This is a genomic window from Tahibacter harae, assembly GCF_024437735.1.
Lineage (GTDB): Bacteria > Pseudomonadota > Gammaproteobacteria > Xanthomonadales > Rhodanobacteraceae > Tahibacter > Tahibacter harae.
The window spans coordinates 156,762-178,005 of sequence record NZ_JANFQO010000013.1; the positions used below are offsets into that span (position 1 = coordinate 156,762).

Here is a 21,244-nt window from a genome sequence, read left to right on the forward strand (position 1 = left end):
TTCGCAGGCAAGGCCAGCCGTCCGCAGGCATCTGTTGCGTTGCATCGACCTGGCTATCGCGCGAGGCGTGCTCCGCTGCGCCCTGATTTTGGCCGTGCTGGCGGACGCGAGATCGCCGCGTTCGCATGGCCGGGGGGGGACGCGCTCAGCCACTGGCTGCAGCCCCGCCGACAATCGCGCCGGCGAAACGACTAAGGATCGTGCACCTGCGCGCAGACCTTCGCTCCGATGCGCTACTCTGGTGCAATCCTCCGCCTTTGCACCAAAGCCTGTGGACACTGCGACTTTCTGGCCCCAGCTCAGCACTGCCGCCGCCTGGCTGGACGGGCAGCAGTTGCTGCATGCGCCCAATCCCGCCCTGTGCGAGTTGCTGGGGCTGGGCGAGCGCCGGCTGGAAGGCATGACGCTGGCGGCGCTGGCGCCGGAGCGGGCCGAGCTGGCCGAGGCGTTCCGGCGTGCACTGCAGCAACAGCGCGTGGTGCAGCTGCGCGATTTTCCGCTGGCCAATGCGGCGGGCGGGACGGTCGCGGTGGACCTCACCTTGAGTCCGCTCGCGGCCGGCGGCGTGCTGCTGGAAGCGCATGCGCTGGCCGCCGCGGCGCCGGAGTCGACGGCGCAGCTGTCGGAATCGCTGCGCGGTTTCGCGCATGAAGTGAAGAATCCGCTGGCCGGCCTGCGCGGCGCCGCGCAGCTGATCGCGCGGCGGGTTGGTGATGAAGGTGTGAAGGAACTGGCCGGACTGATCATCGCCGAAGCCGACCGCCTCGCCGCACTGGCCAATCGCCTGTTGCAGGGATCGGCCGACACGCGCTTCGCCGCGGTGAATATCCACGAGGTGCTGGAGCGGGTGGCCGCATTGCTGGCCTCGCAGGACGCAGTTTCGATTGCGCGCGATTTCGACCCCAGCCTGCCGCCGCTGGCCGGCGATGCGGACCGGCTGACCCAGCTGCTGCTCAATCTCGGCCGCAATGCACTGGAGGCCGGCGCCGACCGCCTGCTGCTGCGCACCCGCGCCGAACACGCGGCGCGGATCCAGGACCGCATCGTGCGCCTGGCCCTGCGCGTGGATGTGATCGACAACGGCGCCGGCGTCGCGCCGGCCCTGGCCGACACCTTGTTCCTGCCCATGGTCAGCGGGCGCGCCGACGGCAGTGGCCTGGGCCTGGCGCTGAGCCGCGAGATCGCCGCCGAACACCAGGGCGCGCTGAACTACCGCAGCCGTCCCGGCGAAACCGTGTTCAGTCTGATCCTGCCTTACGGAGATGCACATGGCTGAAGCCCTGGTCTGGCTGGTGGACGACGATCGCGGCGTACGCTTCGTGCTGGCCGCGGCGCTGCGCGATGCCGGCCTTGCGGTGACGGAATTCGAGGACGCCGAAAGCGTGCTCGCCGCGCTGGAAACGCAGCTGCCGGATCTGCTGTTCACCGATGTGCGCATGGCCGGCCAGGGCGGCCTGAAACTGCTCGAACGCCTGCACGCGCACCACGCCCAGCTGCCGGTGATCGTGATGAGCGCCTACACCGATGTGGCCACGACGGCGGCGGCGTACCGCCACGGCGCCTTCGACTATCTGCCCAAGCCGTTCGACCTGGACCAGGCCGTGGCCGCCGCCAACCGCGCCCTGGCGCAGCGCCGCAGCCCCGCGCCGGCGGCGGCAGCGGCGCCGCCGCGCGAGCCTGAGCTGATAGGCCGCTCCGCCGCGATGCGCGAAGTGTTCCGCGCCATAGGCCGCGTCGCCGCGAGCGGATTGAACGCGCTGATCACCGGCGAGACCGGCAGCGGCAAGGAACTGGTCGCGCGCGCCCTGCATACCCACAGCGCGCGCGCGCTGCGGCCGTTCGTGGCGCTGAATACCGCGGCGATTCCGTCGGAGCTGCTGGAATCGGAACTGTTCGGCCACGAGATGGGCGCCTTCACCGGCGCGACGCGGCGCCATGCGGGACGCTTCGAGCAGGCCGATGGCGGCACCTTGTTCCTGGACGAGATCGGCGACATGCCGCTGCTGTTGCAGACCCGGCTGCTGCGTGTGCTGGCCGAGGGCGAGTTCTACCGCGTCGGCGGCCGCGAACTGATCCGCGCCGATGTGCGCGTGATCGCGGCCACGCACCAGGATCTGGAAAGCAAGGTCGCGCGCGGCGAATTCCGCGCCGATCTGCTGCACCGCCTGGACGTGGTGCGCATCCATCTGCCGGCCCTGCGCGAGCGGCGCGAGGATATCGCCGTGCTGGCCGAGCATTTCCTCGCGCGCGCGGCGCTGGAGCTGAAAGTCGGCGCCAAGCGCTGGTCGGGCAAAGCGCTGGCCGTGCTGGAAACGCTGGACTGGCCCGGCAATGTGCGCCAGCTGGAAAACCTGTGCCGGCGTCTGGCGGTGATGGCGCCGGGACGCGAGGTGCGCAGCGAGGATCTGCCGTTCGCGCAGCCATCCGTCGTTCCGCAGCAGCCTGCGTGGACCCAGGCGCTGCGCCGCTGGGCCGATGCCGAATTCGCCGCCGGCCGCGTCGGCCTGCACGCGGCGGCGCTGGCGGAACTGGAGCGCGTGCTGTTCGACGCCGCGCTCGCCGCGCACGGCGGACACCGTCAGAACGCGGCCGAGGCGCTGGGGCTGGGACGCAATACGCTGACACGCAAGCTGGGCAGTTCGCGCACCCGGCGCCGCTGAAGGCGCGGCACCGGGCGGCACCGCCCGCGGCGGGATGACGGCGGCGCGGCAGGTTTACGCCACGGCGTTGACCTCGCAGGGGCCGCACGCTCAAAGTGCGGCAGAACCAGCAGCCTGCCCGGAACTTGCGCATGACCGCCATCCCTGTTCGCGCCGCGACGCGCGAGGACATTGCCTTTCTCGTCCAGTCCAATGCCGCCATGGCCTGGGAAACCGAACAGCGGCGGCTTGACCTCGATCTGCTGCAACGCGGCGTCAGCGGTGTGTTCGAGCAGCCGGGCCGCGGCGTCTACCGCATCGCCGAGCGCGACGGCCGCGCCGCAGGCTGTCTGCTGCTGACCCGCGAATGGAGCGATTGGCGCAACGGCGACTGGTGGTGGATACAGAGCGTCTACGTGGGCGAGGAACACCGCCGCCACGGTGTATTCGGCGCGCTCTACCGCAGCGTGGAAGCCGAGGCCCGCGCCGCCGGTGCCGTGGGCCTGCGCCTGTACGTGGAATGGGAGAACGAACGCGCGCAGCGCACGTATGAGGCGCTGGGCATGCAGCGCGAGCATTACCACATGTACAGGAAGGGATTTATCGCAGGTGGCTGAAATTGCATGCGGGGCCGGCGGTCCGCCGCACGCGGGCGCCGCGAGCCGGGCTTGCTGGCAGGATCAGCCGGCGCGCTGCTGACGGCCCGGGCGCGGTGCAGAGCGGGCGGCGTGCGATCCGCAGCGTTGTTCGGCGGATCCGGTTTTTTTCCGGCGCGGGCAAACGGTGCGATTGAACGAATGCGGGAAATTCACACCCTGGCCTGGAACCACCCGCACGCCCTCACGCGACCGCCCGGGCATCCAATCCCGAACCCCAACCCTACCGCCTGCCCATCACAAACTGCAGGAACTCCGAGCGTGTGCGCGCATCGTCGCGGAAGGAGCCGAGCATCTGGCTGGTGGTCATCGAGACGCCGGTCTTGTGCACGCCGCGGGTGGTCATGCACTGGTGGGCGGCTTCGATCACGACGCCGACGCCACGGGGCTTGAGCACATCCTCGATGCAATGGGCGATCTGCGCAGTGAGCTTCTCCTGCACCTGGAAGCGGCGGGCGAAGCCTTCGACGACGCGGGCGAGCTTGGAGATGCCGACGACTTTGTCCGTGGGCAGGTAGCCGACATGGGCGCGGCCTATGATCGGCGCCATGTGGTGTTCGCAATGCGATTCAAACTCGATGTCGCGCAGCACGATCAGTTCGTCGTAGCCGGCCACTTCCTCGAAAGTGCGGCGCAGGTACTCGGCCGGATCCTCGGCATAGCCGGAGAACCAGTCGCGGTACGCATCCACGACGCGGCGCGGGGTGTCGAGCAGGCCCTCGCGGCTGGGATCTTCGCCGGCCCAGCGCAGCAGCGTGCGTATGGCGGCCTCGGCTTCGGCGCGGTCTACGGGCGGGGAGGAGTCGGCACTCATGCGCGTTCCTGCGATGCATTACGGGCCGACGATTGTAGGGGAGATAGTCCGGAATCGGCACGAGCGCAGTGCGTTGCCTGCGTCCGGCGCAGAGCGGAAGCGGCGGGCCGATCATCATTGAACCGTGTGTGACAAAGCCGCCGCCATCCGCATCTTGCAATCCGCTCGATACCCCGCAAGCTGTTCCCGAATCCCGAATCCCGAATCCCGAATCCCGAATCCCGAATCCCGAATCCCGAATCCCGAATCCCGAATCCCGAATCCCGAATCCCGAATCCCGAATCCCGAATCCCGAATCCCGAATCCCGCGCCTACCGCATTCCGCGCGTCTCGATCTCCCGCGTCAGGCTGCGCAGGGTCTCGATCACTTCGGCGCCGTTGGCCGGCCTGCCGCCGATCGCGATGCGGGCACGCAGTGACATGGTCAGGGCTTTCAGCGGGGCGGCATTGGCCTGCTTGGCAGCGGAAAAGGCCTGGCGGCCCGCTTCGGAATTGAAGCGGTGCAGCTCGAAGAAGAAGCGCTCCTGGCCGTCGGTGAGGAAGCCGAACACGGGCAGGGCAGAGGCCGGATCTTCGATGGAGCGGTGGCAGCGCATCTCGCGTTCCAGGCACAGGCGCGTGCCGGTCTCGACGAAGCGGGCGAAGGGTTCGGCCACGTTGGCCGTGTCCAGGTCGGCGGCGAGCAGGGCCAGTTCCAGCGCATGCACGACGGCGGGTTGTTCGCGCCAGCCCGGCACATGCTTGTCCAGCTTGGCGTCGAGTTTGGAGGCCAGCGCGCCGCCGCTTTGCACCAGGTCCACCGAGTTGTATTCCCAGTCCTGCGCCGGCGGGCGCGCATCGAAGGTGGAGCCAGCGATGGTCAGTTCCAGCGCGGTATGGAAATGCGCGTCGCGGTCGCGTTCAAAGCCGGCCAGGTCGAGGATGCGCAGGCCTTCCTCGATGCTGGCGCGCTCGTTGCTGCCGACGCCGGCGCTGTACAGCGCCGGCTCGCGCTGGCGCAGGTCGTGACAGGCGGCGAACAGTCCCAGCAGCAGCCAGTCGTCCAGGCTCAGGGCCTGCACGCCGGCGTGTTCCATCAGCCGCGCGATGCGGCTGTCGAAAATTTCCAGAATGTGGTGTTCGTTGTGGTAAGCGTGAAAATCCTCGCCCCAGCTGCCGTGGCGCAGGGCCAGGCGGGCGTAGGCCAGTTCCACCGCGGCTTCGCAGTGCTGCACGCGCCTCTGCGCGGCGGCGTCGGTGATCAGCGGCGCCAGCGCCGCGCGGCGCCGCGCCAGGGCGGCGCCGAGGCCGGGCGCCAGCGTGGTCAGCAAGGCCCGCGCCTGGGCCACGTCCGCTATGGAGCGTTCGGCAGCGTCTTCGGGAAACTTGCACGGAAACGGCAGGATCACTTGGCGCCAGGCCCTCCCCAAGGCGTCCGCAGTATATGTCAGCGCGGTGACGACGCCAGCCACCGCGCGCTGCGGCGGAGCCCGGCCGCGGGCGGCTTGCACGGCCCGGCTGTGCGGGGCGTAAGCGGTCCGGGTACGCGGCGGATTCCCGCTGCGCCCGATTCGCACCCGGTGCTTTCCCGCCGGCGCCGGCAAACACGCCCGCACGCCTGTCCGGCCTGCGCGCTGCCTGCGCGGTGGCCGCGGCCGGTGGCACGCATTTCCTCGCCGGCTGTCACATCAGCCCGCGCTGGGCCAGCGACACCGGCGCGGAATCGCCGATGACGAAATGATCCAGCACGCGCACGCCGACCAGCCCCAGGGCCTGGCGCAGCTCGGCGGTGATGGCGCGGTCCGACTCACTGGGCTCGGCCACGCCGGAAGGATGGTTGTGGGCCAGGATCACCGCCGCGGCGTTGTGGCGCAGGCAGGCGCGCACCACTTCGCGCGGATGCACCACGGTGCCGTCGATGGTGCCGCGGAACAGTTCCTCGAAGGCCAGTACGCGGTGGCGGTTGTCCAGGAACACCACGGCGAAGACCTCATAGGGATAGCTGCTCAGGCGCGAGCGCAGGAACTCCGCCGAGTCGGCCGGATTGCGCAGGGTGGCGTCGCGCTTGAGTTCCGGCCCGCTGCAGCGCCGCGCCAGCTCCAGCGCGGCCAGCACGCGGCTGCGCTTGGCCGCGCCCAGGCCGCGCAGGCGCGGCAGCGGCTCCTCGCGGCTGAGCAGGGCGCGCAGGCCGCCGTTGTGGTTGAGCAGCTGGCGGCCCAGATCCACCGCGGTCAGGCCGCGGCAGCCGCTGCCCAGGAAGATTGCCAGCAGTTCGGCGTCGCTCAGCGCCGCGGCGCCCAGCGTTGCCAGTTTTTCGCGCGGACGTTCGTCCAGCGGCCATTGACGGATGTTCATTGCGTGTGCTGCCTGGTCGGGAAACACAGCCTAGCCCTGCTGCGATACGGTTCGCGCGCGTCCGGAGAGGGCTTTCCCGTAAGCTATCGCCGCTGAAACAGGTAGGAATGTTCCGATGGCAGTGATCGACTTGGCGGGCAGGCGCGTGCTGCTCGGCGTGACCGGAGGCATTGCGGCATACAAGGCGGCCGAGCTGGTGCGCCGCCTGGGCGATGCCGGTGCGCAGGTCCGCGTGGTGATGACCGAGAACGCGGCGCGCTTCGTCACGCCGCTGACCTTCCAGGCGCTGTCGGGCCATCCGGTGCGCCTGAGCCTGTGGGACGAGAGCGCCGAGGCGGCCATGGGCCATATCGAACTGGCGCGCTGGGCCGAGGACATCCTGGTCGCGCCGGCCTCGGCCGACTTCATCGCCCGCCTGGCCCACGGCCTGGCCGACGACCTGCTCACCACTTTGTGCCTGGCCAGTGCCGCGCCGCTGCATGTGGCGCCGGCGATGAACCAGCAGATGTGGGCGAACGCGGCGACCCAGGCCAATGTTGCCATCCTGCGCCAACGCGGCATCAGCCTGTTCGGTCCGGCCGCGGGCTCGCAGGCCTGCGGCGAGGTCGGTGCCGGCCGCCTGCTGGAACCGCTGGAACTCGTCGCCGCCCTGGCCGCGCGCGGCCGCGGCGGCGTGCTCGCCGGACGCCGCGTGCTGATCAGCGCCGGTCCCACCTTCGAGGACATAGACCCGGTGCGCTTCCTCGGCAACCGCAGCTCCGGCCGCATGGGCTTCGCCGTCGCCGAGGCGGCGGCGGAGGCCGGCGCCGAGGTAGTGCTCGTGGCCGGGCCGGTACACCTGCCGACGCCGGCCGGCGTGCGCCGCATCGACGTGCGCAGCGCGCGCCAGATGCACGCGGCGGTGCTGGATGCGGCCGTGCGCAGCGACGTCTACGTCGCCGCCGCCGCGGTGGGCGATTTCCGGCCCACCGAGGTCGCCGCGCACAAGATCAAGAAACGCGGCGATGGCGGCCTGAGCCTGGAACTGACCCAGAATCCCGACATCCTCGCCGACGTCGCCGATCTGCCGCAGCGCCCGCTGCTGGTCGGCTTCGCCGCCGAGACCGAGAACGTCGAGGCCTACGCCCGCGCCAAGCTGGAACGCAAGCGCCTGGACCTGATCGCCGCCAACCAGGTCGGCGGCGGCCTGGGTTTCGAGGTCGAGGACAACAGCCTCACCCTGATCTCGGCCGACGGCATTCGCCACCTGCCCACCGCGCCCAAGCGCGAGCTGGCGCGCCAGCTGGTCGGCGTGATCGCCGAGCGCCTGGCCGGCCGCGCCGCGGCGAATCCGGCGGCCGGCGCATGAAAGACATAGAACTGAAAGTACTGGACCCGCGCCTGGGCAATGAGATCCCGCTGCCGGCCTATGCCACCTCGGGTTCGGCCGGCCTGGACCTGCGCGCGGCGCTGGACGCGGCGCTGACCTTGCAGCCCGGCCAGTCCGAACTGATTCCCACCGGCTTCGCCATCCATCTGAATGACCCGGACTACTGCGCGGTGATCCTGCCGCGCTCGGGCCTGGGCCATCGCCACGGCATCGTGCTGGGCAACCTGGTCGGACTGATCGATTCGGACTACCAGGGACCACTGATGGTGTCGTGCTGGAACCGTTCCGACCGGGCCTTTACCATCCAGCCCGGGGACCGCATAGCCCAGCTCGTTTTCCTGCCGATAACCCGCGCCGGCTTCCGGCTCGTGGACGAGTTCGCGCCGACCGGGCGCGGCGAGGGCGGTTTCGGTTCTTCGGGTGTGTCCTGACCGTCGCACGGAGTTCAGCGGATGAAGAAGAAGCAGGGCAATGGGGCGGGCGCCGCCGCCGCGGAGACGGTGGCGCGGCCGCGTCTGCAACTGCCGGCCCTGGATTGGCGCCGCCTGATTCCGGTCGTGCTGGCCGCCTTGTTGCTGAGCCTGAGCGCGTTCTTTTTCTGGCAGGCGCTGCAGGTCTGGCGCGATATTTCCGCGCGCGAGACGCTGGCGCAGCAGCGCCAGAGCCAGTCCGCGGCGCTGGCCGCGCTGATCGACGATATGCGCAAGCGCTTCCAGGGCGCACTGGCCAGCCCGGTCGTTCAGCAGCCGCTGCTGAGCGGGGACCCGGCCCAGCGCGAGGCCGCGATCACCGCGCTGCGCCTGGCCCTGCCGGAAATGGCCGAGGGCTATTTCTTCAGTCCTTCTCTCGATGAAGTCATGCGCACCGACCTGCGCCAGTTCGGCTACGCCAAGGCGGCGCAGCTGATCCAGGCGCAGAATGGTTCGGCCGAGGCGCAGTCGGTGGTGATCGGCAAGCTGGGCCGCATGATTACCCTGGCCGAGATGGTCAAGCAGGACGGCCGCAATGTGGCCGTGGCCTGGGTCGCCCTGCCGATGCAGCCGGTGTTCGACCTGCTGGCGCAGGCGCCCATCAGCGACGGCCGCCTGGAACTGCGCCAGGGCAGCGGCAGCACCAGCGATCTGGTGCTGATCGGCGTGGGCCACGGCCTGGCCGAGGAATATCCGGATCTCGGCGTCCCCGTGCCCGGTTCGGCCTTCCGCGTCGCCCAGCTGCCGCCGGATCTGTTCCTGCTGGTGCCCCAGGACAATCCCTGGCTGCCGCTGGTGCTGGCCCTGGTCTGCGGCATGGCCGGCGGCGTTGGCCTGTGGCTGCGCAAGGTCGGCTGGCATGAAGGTGTGGCCGTGCTGGCGGGCAAGCTGGGCCAGAAGAAGACCGTGGAATCCGAACTCACCATGGCCGAGGCGCTGCAGGCCGAAGGGCCGCCGCGTCCCGCCGCGCCGCGCGCCGCCGCCGGCGGCGTGCGCCCGCCGCCGGCACCGGTGCCGGCACCCCGAATCTCCATCGACCGCAGCATCTTCCGCGCCTATGACATCCGTGGCGTGGTCGGCAAGACCCTGGACAAGGAAATCGCCCGTCAGATCGGCCGTGCCGTCGGCAGCGAAGGCGTGGAACGCGGCCTGCGCGAGATCGTGGTCGGCCGCGACGGCCGCCTGTCCGGGCCCGACCTCGCCGCCGGCCTGATCGAAGGCCTGCGCCAGGCCGGCATGGACGTGATCGACGTGGGCCAGGTGCCCACGCCGCTGGTCTACTTCGCCACCTATCACCTCAATACCGGCTCGGGCATCTCGGTCACCGGCAGCCACAATCCGCCGGACTACAACGGCTTCAAGATCGTGCTCGGCGGCGAGACCCTGGCCGAGCAGGCGATCCAGTCGCTGTACGCGCGCATCGCCGAGAACCGTTTCACCAGCGGCACCGGCGGCCTGCAGGCCATGGACGTCAAGGCCGACTACATCGACCGCGTCACCGGCGATATCCAGGTCGAGCAGCGCCTGCGCATCGTGGTCGACTGCGGCAACGGCGTGCCCGGCCTGATCGCGCCGGCGGTGCTGGAAGGCATAGGCTGCGAAGTGATGCCGCTGTACTGCGATGTCGACGGCACCTTCCCCAATCACCATCCGGATCCGTCGGACCTGCACAACCTGCGCGACCTGATCCTCACGGTGAAGCAGGTCGGCGCGGACCTGGGCCTGGCCTTCGACGGCGACGGCGACCGCCTGGGCGTGGTCACCAAGAGCGGCGAAGTGATCTTCCCCGACCGCCTGCTGATGCTGTTCGCCAAGGACGTGCTGGTGCGCAACCCCGGCGCGACCATCATTTACGACGTGAAATGCACCGGCAAGCTGCAGCCGGAGATCCTCAAGCACGGCGGCAGTCCGGTGATGTGGAAAACCGGCCATTCGCTGATCAAGGCCAAGATGCGCGAGACCGACGCGGAACTGGCCGGTGAGATGAGCGGCCATTTCTTCTTCCGCGAGCGCTGGTACGGCTTCGACGACGGCATCTACGCCGCTGCGCGCCTGATGGAGATTCTCGCCGGCGACATGGAAGGCCGCGAGCCGCAGAAGATCTTCGACAGCCTGGCCAAGGGCGTGAGCACGCCCGAACTCAAGGTCGAGATGGCCGAGGGCGAGCACTACCGCTTCATCGAGCGCTTCCGCGAACGCGCCAGCTTTGAAGGCGCCCGCGTCACCACCATCGACGGCGTGCGCGCCGACTGGCCTGACGGCTGGGGCCTGGTGCGCGCCTCCAACACCACGCCCATCCTGGTGCTGCGCTTCGACGCCGACAGCGACCAGTCCCTGCTGCGCATCCAGGATGTGTTCCGCAAGCAGCTGCTGGCGCTGGACTCGCAGCTCAAGCTGCCGTTCTGATCGTACAACCCCGTTCGCGGCGCGCCGGCATTACCGGCGCGCCGCGCTGCGGGTGGTTCAGGCGGAGCCGGCGGCGAACAGCCCGTTGGCCACATCGCCGGCCAGGAATACGTTGGAGATCGGACCGTTGCTGCCCGCTGACAGACTGCCGCGGCGGGAGCTGAAGCTGAGGTTGTTGCCGTCAGCCGACAGCGAACGAGATTGGACGCAACGGAGCAGAATGGAGCGGCCGCCGCCGCCGCCGGGGCCCCGCTGTCGCCGTTGGCCGGCCGGGGTACGGCGAGTACGGTCTGGTTGACCCGCTCGATCGGTTACGCCGCGGCGCCGCCGGCTGCGCGCACGGCCAGCGCCGCCGGGGCGCTGTGCCGGAACTGTACAAATAGGGACATGGCTGTCTGGGCCGGCAGTTGCTGCCGGCCTTGCCGAATCAACCGGATTCAGGCGCGGGCGATCAGCGTGGCGCGCCGCCGCGGTTCAGCGCCCGCCCTTGCGCAGCTCTTCCTGGCGTGCCTTGAGCTTGCGGTAGCGGTCCAGGTCGTCGACCAACTGCTTTTCCATCGCGACGCGGTCGGCGGTGCGGCGTTCGAGAAAGGCTTTCTGGTCGGCGATGCCTTTCTTCAGGGTTTCGATCTGCTTGGTCACATTGGCCGGCACGGGCTTGCCGGTACGTTCCTGTTCGGCGGCATGGACCAGGCGTTCGGCCAGGCTCTTCTCCTGGCTGGCGATGCCGACTTCGGTGGCCTGGATGTTCTGCGTGATCAGGTCGATCTGCGCCTGCAGCGATTTGCGCAGATCTTCCTCGGCCGGATAGGCCGCCAGCATCTGCGCGTCGCCGCGCGAGATGTCGTCGGCCTTGCGCTTCTCCTCGGCCTTGCGCTCGGCCTCTGCCTTGGCCGCGGCCAGTTCTTCCTCGGTCTTGGCGCGTTCCACCCGGCGCACCACCACGCCCTGGCCGTTGACCATCTCGTAGCCCAGCCTGGCGGCTTCGGGCGGCAGGTTGTCGGAGAAGTGCAGGTTGCCGCTCTCGTCGCGCCACTTGTAGCGCACGCGCGCGTCGGCGCCGGCGCCGATCGCTTCCAGGGCCGTGCCGATACTGGCGACCAGGGCCAGGGCCAGCAGGGTCTTCTTGATTGCCGACTGCATGCGCAACTCCTTGGAGCAAAGCTGATTGGTACTAAGGAAGGCCTGAGCAGGCGTCCACGGCGGCTCTTGTGCCCATCCTGTCTTCTCCGCAACCTGAGCCAAATGCTTGCTGCACAAGCATTTGGCCGCCCCCTTGAGGCAAGGGGACTCCACACGCCAAATCCACATTCCGCAGCCGCCTGCCAGTATAGGCAGCGCCGCCGCGGCCCGCCGCGACCTAGGCCACGCCGTAACGCGCGCGGTAATCCTGCAGGCGGGCCTGTTCGGCCGCCAGCTCCGGGCGTTCCGCCGCCAGTGTGAGCAGGTCGCCCAGGCTGGCGATGGCCAGCACCGGGATGCCGAACTCCCGCGCCACTTCCTGAGCTGCCGAAAGCTCACCCTGGCCGCGTTCCTGCCGGTCCAATGCAATCAATACGCCAGCCGCGGTCGCGCCGGCGGCGCGGATGATCTCCAGGGATTCCCGTATTGCGGTGCCGGCCGTGATCACGTCATCGACGATCAGCACCCGGCCGGCCAGCGGCGCGCCGATCAGCTTGCCGCCTTCGCCGTGGGTCTTGGCTTCCTTGCGGTTGAAGGCGAAGGGCAGGTCGCGGTCGTGCTCGCCGGCCAGGGCGATGGCGGTGGCCGCGGCCAGGGCGATGCCCTTGTAGGCCGGGCCGAACAGCATGTCGAAGGCCAGGCCGGACTGGACCGCCGTGGTGGCGTAGGCGCGGCCCAGCCGGGCCAGGGCCGCGCCGCTGTCGATCAGGCCGGCGTTGAAAAAGTACGGGCTGGTACGGCCGGATTTGAGCGTGAATTCGCCAAAGCGCAACACCTGCTTGTGCAGGGCGAGGTCGAGGAAGTCGCGTTGATGCGGCTGCATGCGGATCTCCGAAAAGGGCGATTGTAGGCAAGCCGGGCCGCCGCGGCGCGGCGGTGCGCGGCGGCCTGCCGCGCCCAACGGTTGCGGCGGCGCGCCGAAGTGCGCTCTGCTACGCCGCTGTGGCCCTAGCATGGCGGACATGGTTTCGCATTCCCAAATGAGCAGCCTGAAACGCTTTTTCGCCTCCCCGTCGCGCTTGTTCTGGGTGCTGCAGACCGGCGGCTGGCTGGGCTATTTCAGCCTCCACTATCTTTCCGCCATCGGCCATGGCAAGCCGCTGGCCTATGCCTGGGTGTCGGCCGCGGCCACCGCCATCGGCTTCGGCGTGACTTCCCTGCTGCGGCTGGGCTTCCGCGCGATCTGGAACCTGTCCACCGGCCGCATGATCGCCGCCGCGGCCGCGCTGCTGACCCTGGCCACCGCGGTCTATTCGCTGACCTACGCCGAGGCCGTGTTCCGCTGGTGCTTTGAATGCCGGCCCGAGAGCCTGCTGGGCTATATCGGCTACTTCGGCTCGGCCCTGTACGTGATGCTGTCCTGGAGCGGGCTGTATTTCGGCATGAAGTTCAGCCGCGAGATCGCCCACGAGAAGGAAATCGCCCTGCGCGCCAACGCCACGGCGCACGAAGCCCAGCTCAAGATGCTGCGCTACCAGCTCAATCCGCATTTCCTGTTCAACACCTTGAACGCCATCTCCACCCTGGTGATGGACAACCAGAACACCACCGCCAACCGCATGGTCAGCGGCCTGTCGGCCTTCCTGCGCCATTCGCTGGATTCCGACCCCATGCAGCGCGTCACCCTGGACGAGGAACTGGGCGCGCTGACCCGCTACCTGGGCATAGAGCAGCTGCGCTTCGGCGAGCGCCTGCGCGTGGTCGTGGACGTCAGCGACGAGGCGCGCCGGGCGCTGGTGCCCAGCCTGGTGCTGCAGCCGCTGATCGAGAACTGCATCAAGTACGCCATCAGCAAGCGCATCGAAGGCGGCACCATTGCGGTGCGCGCGCGGGTGTCCGAGGAAAGCCTGCTTATCAGCGTCGAAGACGACGGCCCCGGCCTGCCCGAGGGCTGCGACGGCCACAACAACGGCCACGGCGTCGGCCTGGCCAATACGCGCGAGCGCCTGAAGGTACTGTACGGCCCGGTCCGGCAGAGCGTCAGCGTGCGTTCGCGCCAGGGCATAGGCGGCACCTGCATCGGTGTCGAGGTTGCCCTGGTCCTTCCCTATGAAACCGCCAAGGCGGGCTCCGCATGATCCGTACCCTGATCGTCGATGACGAACCCCTGGCCCGGCGCGGCCTGGAACTGCGCCTGGGCGCGCATGCCGACGTGGAGATCGTCGGCCAGGCCGGCAACGGCCGCGAGGCCGGCTTCGCCGTTGCCGCGCTCAAGCCGGACCTGATGTTCCTGGACATCCAGATGCCGGAGATGGACGGCTTCGCCCTGCTGCGCTCGCTGCCGGCCGAATCGCTGCCGCTGACCGTCTTCGTCACCGCCTACGACCAGTACGCCCTGGATGCCTTCGCCGCCTGCGCCGTGGACTATCTGCTCAAGCCGGTGGAAGAGGCGCGCCTGCACCAGGCCCTGCAGACCGTGCGCGAACGCCTGGGCGCGCGCGCGGCCGAGGACAACCGCGACAAGCTGCTGCGCCTGCTGGCGCGCATGTCCGGCAAGGCCGACCTGACCCTGGCCGACGCCCTGGCCCAGGAGCCCGCCAGCGAGGCGGCGCCGCAGAAGCTGGCCATCCGCGACGGCAACCGCACCGTGCGCCTGGACCCGGAGGCGATACGCTGGATCGACGCCGCCGGCGATTACCTGTGCATACACACCGCGGCCGAGAACTTCGTCATCCGCGCCACCATGCGCGAAATGGAGCAGCGCCTGGATCCGCGCCGCTTCCAGCGCATCCACCGTTCCACCATCGTCAACCTGGCCTGCGTGCGCGAGCTGCGCTCGCATCTGAACGGCGAATATTTCGTCACCCTGGAATCGGGCCAGACCCTGAAACTGTCGCGCAGCTACAAGGACAAGGTTCACCTGCTGCACTGACGGCGGCGCTCGCGCCCAGCCCGTCGCGCCGGCTGTTGGACAGCGGATGGCGCATGGCAGCGGCGCCGTCCGGGAGCCGGGCTACGGTCCCTTCCGCCGTCGCGGCCTCGCCCGCCGCCGCCGCGCGGCCGCAACAGGTACGAATCCGCCGTCTCGCACCCGTACCCGCCACGGCGTGCGTACGCCCCCGCCGGCCCGGACGATTCCTGCACAGGCGGCGGCCAGGCTGGTCCCGAATCCAGACGGGAGCGGGACCATGCGTATGCAGCGGGCGGGAAAGACGGTGCGGGTGCTGGCGGGCCTGGTGTTCGCCATCTTGTGCGCCGGGGTGGCGGCCTATGCCTTCGGTTATCTCTACGGCGACTACAAGCCGCGCAATCCCTTCGCGGTGCGCTTCGCCCGTTCCGGCCTGGACGTGCCGGCGCATTTCTTCGCCGCCGGGCTGGCCCTGCTGCTGGCGCCGCTGCAGATCTGGGGCGGACTGCGCCGGCGCTGGCCGCGGCTGCACCGTACCGGCGGCTGGCTGTATGCGGCGGCGGTGCTGATCGGCGCCGTTTCCGGGCTGTCGCTGGCGCGCAATGCCCACGGCGGCTGGGCCAGCGGCAGCGGCTTCAGCCTGCTGGCGCTGGCCTGGCTGTGGATGACCGCGCTGGGCATTGCCTGCGCCATTGCCGGCGATTACGAGCGCCACCGCCGCTGGATGCTGCGCAGCGTGGCTCTGACTGCGGCCGCCATCACCCTGCGCCTGATGCTGGCGCTGGGCCAGGGCGTGCTGCAGCTGCCGTTCGTGACCGTGTACATCGCCGCCGCCTGGGGCTGCTGGACCATCAATCTGGCCGTGTGCGAGCTATGGCTGCGCTGGCCGGCGCGGCGCCGGCTGGGCTCAGCCGCCGCCTGAGGCGGCCTGGCGCTGGCGGTAGGCGCTGGGCGTCTCGCCGAAGCTGCGCTTGAACGCCGCGTTGAAGGTGGATTTCGAGGTGAAGCCGCAGGCGTAGGCGATGTCCAGGATGGTGCGCGTATCGGAACTGTCGGCGAGGCAGGCGCGCACTGCCTCGATGCGCTGGCGGTTGATGTATTCCCAGAAATTGCCCGCGAAGCGGCGGTTGATGACGGCCGAGACCAGGTATTCCGGATAGCCGCTGCGGCGCGCGAGCTGGCCTATGGTCAGGGCCGGCTCGCGGTAGAGCTGCTCGCGCTGCATCAGCGCCAGCAGGCGCGCCTCGACCTGGGGAAAGCGCGCGTCGTCCTCGCCGTTCAGCGCGCCGGCGGCGGGCGCGGGCGGCGCCACCGCCGGGGCCGGCAGCTCGGCCTGGCCCAGGCTGAGGTAGCCCACCGTGAACATCCACAGCACCACCGCGCCGTAGATCAGCGGGTAGTCGATCCAGCGCGTCGGCGCCAGCCAGTCCACGGTGGCTATGCACCAGATCACGATTTGCGAGGCAGCCATCGTGTCTATCCAGCCCAGTGAGAGCCGGTCGGCGTCCGAACGCTGGGCGAGCAGGCCGCGGCGGTAGCGCGCGACCCGCACCAGCGCGGCGATCACGTAGGAGAGGCTGTAGCCGAACAGGAACACGTCGAACCAGAGCATCGGCGTATCGCGCGCGCCGCTGGCGAAGCGCGCCTCGATCTGGGCATGGCTTTGCAAAAACAGCGGCGCTTTCACCAGCAGGGCGAACAGGAAGCCCGCCGTATGCACGCCGTCGCGCCAAACCAGTGCGCCGGCGCCGGTCAGCGCGCGCACATAGACGTAGAAAAAGCTGCCGTAGAGAAACGGAAACAGGCCGACGAAACGGTAGAGCTTGTAGTACTCCGGCCCGGGCGCGCTGAAATACAACGCCTTGATGACCAGATCGAAGCCGATCAGCGCGATCCACGCCGCCAGCACGCGGTTGCCGGGGCGGTTCACCGGGCGCCGCCATAGAGCCAGGGCCAGCCACAGGGCCTGGGAGGCGCCGATCACGAACACAATGCTCCAGAAGATCATCGGCACGGCGCGGCGGCGGCTGGCGGGAACGGGGCGCAATTATGCCCAGGCCGGGCGAGCGTAGGAATTTCCGCCGCCGGCCCCGCGGCGGCGCGATTTCGCATTGCTGAACGGCGCAGATGGCGCTTTTTTGACGCACAGGCCCGTGAACGCCGCGCAATTCGGCAACATTCCGCTTCAGTCTGGCGTGCCGATTCCGCTTTTCGGCGCAGGCCGCGCAACCTCTGTGACCTTCGGTGCATCCCACGAGAACACGCTGGCGCGAATCTGCGCGGGAAGAGGGCCGCCGGCAGCAGCGCCGGGGCGGGAGCCGATATGAAACTGATCGAAACATCACTGCGCAATCCGATTGCGGTAGGCGTGACCGTGCTGATGGTCTGCGTCTTTGGCTTTCTGAGCCTCAAGCAGCTGCCGCTGCAGCTGTTCCCGGATATCGAGCGTCCGCAAATTTTCATCCAGACCAACTGGCGCGCCGCCTCGCCGGTGGAAGTGGAATCCGAGCTGCTGGAGCCACAGGAACAGGTGCTGCAGGGCTTGCCCGGCCTGGAACAGCTCGACGGCAACGCCGGCACCGGCGGCAGCAACATCAACCTGACTTTCGCCATCGGCACGGACATGAAGAATGCCCTGGTCGAAGTGCTGGGCCGGCTCAACCGCCTGCCGCCGCTGCCGCGCGACGCGGACCGGCCGGTAGTGCAGATGGGCGACGGCGGCGCCAACCAGTCGCTGACCTGGTTCTTCGTGCAACTGCTGCCGGGCTCGCCCGGCACCATCCACGACTACCGCGAATTCATCGATGCCACGGTGCGGCCGCGGCTGGAAGCCGTGCCCGGCGTGGCCGGCGTCAACGTCAATGCCGGCCCGCCGGACGAGGTGCGCATCACCGTCGACCTGCAGAAGGCCGCGGCCATGGGCGTTTCCATCACCGACATCGCCGCGCGCGCAGCCAGCGCCACCGACGTTTCCGGCGGCCAGGTCGAAGTGGGCCGGCGCGAATACACCTTGCGCTTCATCGGCCGCTACACGCCGGACCAGCTCGGCGGACTGGTGCTGGCCTGGCGCGAGGGCCGGCCGATCAAGCTGGGCGATGTGGCCACGGTGGAAGTGCGCGCGCCGGAGCGCCGCTTCATCGTCTACCAGAACGGCAATCCGGCCATCGGCCTGCAGGTGCTGCGCCAGAGCGGCGCCAACGTGCTGGGCACGCTGGACGAGGTCAAGCGCGTGGTCGGCGAACTGCGCGACGGTCCGCTCAAGGCCAAGGGCCTGGGCATAGAGCAGTCCTTCGATGCGGGCCTGTTCATCAACCGAGCGGTCTATCTGCTGACCGAGAACCTGATCGTCGGTGCGCTGCTGGCGCTGATCTGCGTGTGGTGGTTCATGCGCGACGGCCGCGCCACGCTGCTGATCGCCACCTCCATCCCGATCTGCCTGCTGGCCACCTTCATCGTGCTGCACCTGACCGGCAGGACCTTGAACGTGATCTCGCTGGCCGGCCTGGCCTTCGCCGTCGGCATGGTGGTGGAAGGTGCCATCGTGGTCTCGGGCAACATCATCCGGCTGAAGGAATCGGGCATGACGCCGGTGGAGGCCGCGCTGGCCGGCGCAAAGCAGGTCGTGCCGGCGCTGTTCGCCTCCACCGTGACCACCATCGCCGTCTTCCTGCCGGTGCTGTTCCTGCAGGACGTGGAAGGGCAGATCTTCGCCGACCTCGCCCTGACCATTTCCATCTCGGTCGCCATCTCCATCGTCGTCGCCCTGACCGTGCTGCCGGCCGCGGCCGGCGGCTGGCTCAAGGCCAAGAAGTTGTCTTCGGGCTTCGGCGACGGCTGGCCGGCGCTGACCGAGAAAATCCTGAAATGGACCGATACGCCCGCCAAGCAGATCGGCTGGGTGGTCGCGCTGCTGATCGCGCCGCTGATCCTGTGCTGGGTGTTCCTGCCGCGGCTGGACTATCTGCCGCCGGTCAAGCGCGCCGCGATCGACGCCAACTTCAGCTTTCCGCCGGGCATGAGTCCGGAAGCGGTCGACCGCGAGATCGGCGGCAAGATCCTCGAACGCCTGCAGCCCTACATGAGCGGCCAGAAGCAGCCGCAGCTGAAGAACTATTACCTGCAGCTGTGGCCCGGCGGCGGCACCATCGGCGCGCGCGTGGTGGACGAATCGCGCATTGGAGAACTGGAAAAGATCATCCGCGAGGAAGTCATCGTCGGCCTGCCCGACACGCGCGCCTTCGCCGCGGAAGGCGAGTTGTTCGGCGGCTTCGGCGGCTCGGCGCGCTCGATCGCGATGCACCTGCAGAGCGATGACACCGAGAAGCTGGAACGCGCCGCCGAGGACGGCCGCAAGCTGCTGGAGAAGACCTTCCCCGGCGCCAACGTGCAGGCCTTCCCGAACACCGATTCGGTGCAGACCGAACTGCACGCCGTGCCCAACGACCGCCGTATCGCCGAAGCCGGCTGGGACCGCAGCTCGGTCGGTACTGCCGTGCGCACGGTCGGCGACGGCGCCTGGCTGGGCGAGTATTTCAACGGCGAGACGCGCGTGCCCATCATCCTGCGCGCCAACGCCGGGCAGACGCCGGAACAGCTGGCCGAAGCGCCGCTGGTCACGCCTTCGGGCCAGGTGGTGCCGCTGGGCGACCTGGTGGAACTCAAGACCACCATGGGCCCGACCGTGATCCGCCGCCTGGATCACCGCCGCACCGTCACCCTGACCATAGATCCGCCGGCGACGCTGTCGCTGGAAGAGGCGCTGGCCACGCTCAACCGCGAAGTCGTGCCCAAGCTGCGCGAGGCGCTGGAACCCGACGGCGCCGTGCAGATGGCCGGCAGTGCCGACCGCCTGGAAGAAATCGTCGCCACCATGACGGAGAACTTCCTGCTCGCCCTGCTGGTGCTGCTGCTGATCATGGCGGCGCTGTTCAAGTCGCTGAAGGACGCGGTCATCGTCATCCTGACCGTGCCGCTGGCGCTGATCGGCGGCATGGTCGGCCTGCGCGTGCTGGGCCTGTTTGCGTTCCAGCCGCTGGATCTGCTGTCGATGATCGGCTTCGTCATGATGATCGGCGTGATCGTCAACCACGCCATCCTGCTGGTCGACCTGACGCGCGAGGCGCAGAACGACGGCCACAGCCTGGAAAACGCCATCCGCATGAGCCTCAACCAGCGTCTGCGCGCCATCCTCGCCTCGACCATGACCGGCGCCCTGGGTGCGCTGCCGATGGCGGTGAACCCGGGCCCGGGCAGCGTGATCTATCGCGGCCTGGCCGCGGTGAATGTCGGCGGCGTGGTGATCGCGCTGGTGTTCTCGCTGCTGCTGATGCCCAGCCTGATGCGCCTGAGCCAGTGGCGGCGCGAGCGCCGGCCGGCAGGCGGCAAGACCGAAGTCGTGCGCGACACCAGCTATCCGCGCGCGGCCTGAAAGAACGATTTTCCGGAGAGAGCCATGAAGACCCTACCGCTAGTCCTGCTCCTGAGCCTGCTCGCCGCCGCGCCCGCGGCGCTGACCACGGCGGCAGAACCCGACAAACCCCGGCCAGCGGCGCCGGCGGCCACCGTGGCCGTGGCCGAGGCCACCGCGGCCAAGCTCGCGCCCATGCGCTGGGTACCGGGCAGCGTGGTCAGCCGCGACGATGCGCGCATCGCCAGCGTGGCGGCCGGCCGCGTGATCGAGATTGCCGAAGTCGGCAGCGTGGTGAAGAAGGGCGAGCGCCTGGCCAAGCTCGACGACGTCGCGCTGCGTCTGCGCCTGGAACAGATCCGCGCCGGCGCCGGCCAGACCCGCGCCCAGCGCGACCTGGCCAGGACGCAGATGGCGCGCCTGGCCAAGCTGGCGCCGGGCAATGCCGTGGCGCAGACCCAGCTCGACGAAGCCCGCGCCAGCCTGGAAGGTGCCGAACAGGCGCTGGCCCGGGCCGAGGCCGAGCTGCGCGGCATTGAGCACGATCTGGCCGAGACCGATATCCGCGCCCCGTTCAGCGGCGTGGTCAGCGAACGCTTCGTGCAGCGCGGCGAATACCTGCAGACCGGCGCCGCCGTGGCGCATCTGGTCGACACCGAGCGGCTGGAAGCGCGGGTGCAGGCGCCGCTGGCGCTGGCGCCGCAGGTCAAGGCCGGGCAGGAGATCCAGGTGCGCCTGCACGGCGCGATCCAGCCGGTCAGCGTGCGCGCGGTGGTGCCGGTCGGCGACGAGCGCTCGCGCCAGTTCGAGTTGCGCGTGAGCCTGCCGGAGGGCTTTGCCCTGGTCGGCACCGCGGTGGAGGTGGCCCTGCCCGAGAACGGCAGCGAAACCGCGCTGACCGTGCCGCGCGATGCCCTGGTGCTGCGCGAGGCGCATACCTATGTGATGCGGGTCAAGCCGGACAACACCGCCGAGCAGGTCGAAGTGCGCGCCGGCGCGGCGCGCGACGCCCTGGTCGAGGTCACCGGCGCGCTGAGTCCCGGCGACAAGGTGATCGTGCGCGGCGCCGAACGCCTGAGCCCGGGCCAGGCCGTGCGCGTGGTCGAAGGCTGAAGCCGG

Annotated in this window: 17 protein-coding genes; 11 read left to right on the top strand and 6 right to left on the bottom strand. The window is 69.4% G+C overall.

The window, feature by feature from the left end; all coding sequences use genetic code 11:
* The first annotated feature begins 271 nt into the window (after positions 1 to 271).
* The 3 genes from NM961_RS14905 (at position 272) to NM961_RS14915 (ending at position 3,256) form a co-directional block, all read left to right on the top strand.
* Positions 272 to 1,276: a two-component system sensor histidine kinase NtrB gene (locus NM961_RS14905; RefSeq protein WP_255915198.1), complete on the top strand. Its 1,005-nt coding sequence runs from the start codon at positions 272 to 274 to the stop codon at positions 1,274 to 1,276.
* On the top strand, positions 1,263 to 2,660 hold the full coding sequence (gene ntrC / locus NM961_RS14910) for a nitrogen regulation protein NR(I) (RefSeq protein ID WP_255915199.1): 1,398 nt from the start codon (positions 1,263 to 1,265) through the stop codon (positions 2,658 to 2,660). Before NM961_RS14905 ends, ntrC begins: the two co-directional genes overlap by 14 nt.
* A gap of 131 nt (positions 2,661 to 2,791) precedes the next feature.
* On the top strand, positions 2,792 to 3,256 hold the full coding sequence (locus tag NM961_RS14915; RefSeq protein ID WP_255915200.1) for a GNAT family N-acetyltransferase: 465 nt from the start codon (positions 2,792 to 2,794) through the stop codon (positions 3,254 to 3,256).
* Between the two features lie 262 nt (positions 3,257 to 3,518).
* On the opposite strand, the gene folE is transcribed toward NM961_RS14915, so the two are convergent.
* The 3 genes from folE to radC form a co-directional block, all read right to left on the bottom strand.
* Positions 3,519 to 4,109 (bottom strand): GTP cyclohydrolase I FolE, encoded by a 591-nt coding sequence (folE, locus tag NM961_RS14920; RefSeq protein WP_255915201.1) that lies wholly within the window; start codon positions 4,107 to 4,109, stop codon positions 3,519 to 3,521.
* Positions 4,110 to 4,420: 311 nt separating this feature from the next.
* Entirely contained in the window at positions 4,421 to 5,497 is a 1,077-nt protein-coding gene (locus NM961_RS14925) for a hypothetical protein (RefSeq protein ID WP_255915202.1), read from the bottom strand.
* Positions 5,498 to 5,771: 274 nt separating this feature from the next.
* Positions 5,772 to 6,443, bottom strand: coding sequence for a RadC family protein (gene radC / locus NM961_RS14930; protein ID WP_255915203.1), 672 nt, complete (start codon positions 6,441 to 6,443; stop codon positions 5,772 to 5,774).
* A 124-nt stretch (positions 6,444 to 6,567) separates the two neighbouring features.
* Here radC and coaBC point away from each other — a divergent pair, with 124 nt between their 5' ends.
* From coaBC to NM961_RS14945, 3 genes are read left to right on the top strand one after another with little or no spacing between them, the layout of a single operon-like run.
* Entirely contained in the window at positions 6,568 to 7,791 is a 1,224-nt protein-coding gene (coaBC, locus tag NM961_RS14935; protein WP_439334219.1) for a bifunctional phosphopantothenoylcysteine decarboxylase/phosphopantothenate--cysteine ligase CoaBC, read from the top strand.
* Entirely contained in the window at positions 7,788 to 8,243 is a 456-nt protein-coding gene (gene dut, locus NM961_RS14940) for a dUTP diphosphatase (protein ID WP_255915205.1), read from the top strand. Before coaBC ends, dut begins: the two co-directional genes overlap by 4 nt.
* Positions 8,244 to 8,264: 21 nt before the next feature.
* A complete protein-coding gene (locus NM961_RS14945) occupies positions 8,265 to 10,688 on the top strand; it encodes a phosphomannomutase/phosphoglucomutase (RefSeq protein WP_255915206.1) in 2,424 nt (807 codons plus the stop codon).
* Between the two features lie 474 nt (positions 10,689 to 11,162).
* Here the strand turns inward: NM961_RS14945 and NM961_RS14950 are convergent, their stop codons facing one another.
* Both NM961_RS14950 and pyrE read right to left on the bottom strand, forming a co-directional pair.
* On the bottom strand, positions 11,163 to 11,831 hold the full coding sequence (locus tag NM961_RS14950; protein ID WP_255915207.1) for a DUF4124 domain-containing protein: 669 nt from the start codon (positions 11,829 to 11,831) through the stop codon (positions 11,163 to 11,165).
* A 217-nt stretch (positions 11,832 to 12,048) separates the two neighbouring features.
* Positions 12,049 to 12,693, bottom strand: coding sequence for an orotate phosphoribosyltransferase (gene pyrE, locus NM961_RS14955; RefSeq protein WP_255915208.1), 645 nt, complete (start codon positions 12,691 to 12,693; stop codon positions 12,049 to 12,051).
* A 157-nt stretch (positions 12,694 to 12,850) separates the two neighbouring features.
* Here pyrE and NM961_RS14960 point away from each other — a divergent pair, with 157 nt between their 5' ends.
* From NM961_RS14960 to NM961_RS14970, 3 genes are all read left to right on the top strand, one after another.
* Positions 12,851 to 13,948, top strand: a complete 1,098-nt coding sequence (locus NM961_RS14960; RefSeq protein ID WP_255915209.1) for a sensor histidine kinase — start codon at positions 12,851 to 12,853, stop codon at positions 13,946 to 13,948.
* Positions 13,945 to 14,742: a LytR/AlgR family response regulator transcription factor gene (locus tag NM961_RS14965; protein WP_255915210.1), complete on the top strand. Its 798-nt coding sequence runs from the start codon at positions 13,945 to 13,947 to the stop codon at positions 14,740 to 14,742. The genes NM961_RS14960 and NM961_RS14965 overlap by 4 nt, the downstream gene beginning before the upstream one ends.
* A 256-nt stretch (positions 14,743 to 14,998) precedes the next feature.
* A complete protein-coding gene (locus tag NM961_RS14970; RefSeq protein ID WP_255915211.1) occupies positions 14,999 to 15,640 on the top strand; it encodes a DUF2306 domain-containing protein in 642 nt (213 codons plus the stop codon).
* Here NM961_RS14970 and NM961_RS14975 read toward each other — a convergent pair.
* Positions 15,626 to 16,726, bottom strand: a complete 1,101-nt coding sequence (locus NM961_RS14975) for a helix-turn-helix domain-containing protein (protein ID WP_255915223.1) — start codon at positions 16,724 to 16,726, stop codon at positions 15,626 to 15,628. The two genes, NM961_RS14970 and NM961_RS14975, sit on opposite strands and share 15 nt — an antisense overlap.
* Before the next feature lie 315 nt (positions 16,727 to 17,041).
* On the opposite strand from NM961_RS14975, the gene NM961_RS14980 reads away from it, so the two are divergent.
* Together NM961_RS14980 and NM961_RS14985 are read left to right on the top strand one after the other, a co-directional pair.
* On the top strand, positions 17,042 to 20,146 hold the full coding sequence (locus NM961_RS14980) for an efflux RND transporter permease subunit (RefSeq protein WP_255915212.1): 3,105 nt from the start codon (positions 17,042 to 17,044) through the stop codon (positions 20,144 to 20,146).
* Positions 20,147 to 20,170: 24 nt separating this feature from the next.
* Positions 20,171 to 21,238, top strand: a complete 1,068-nt coding sequence (locus tag NM961_RS14985) for an efflux RND transporter periplasmic adaptor subunit (protein WP_255915213.1) — start codon at positions 20,171 to 20,173, stop codon at positions 21,236 to 21,238.
* Positions 21,239 to 21,244 lie beyond the last annotated feature (6 nt).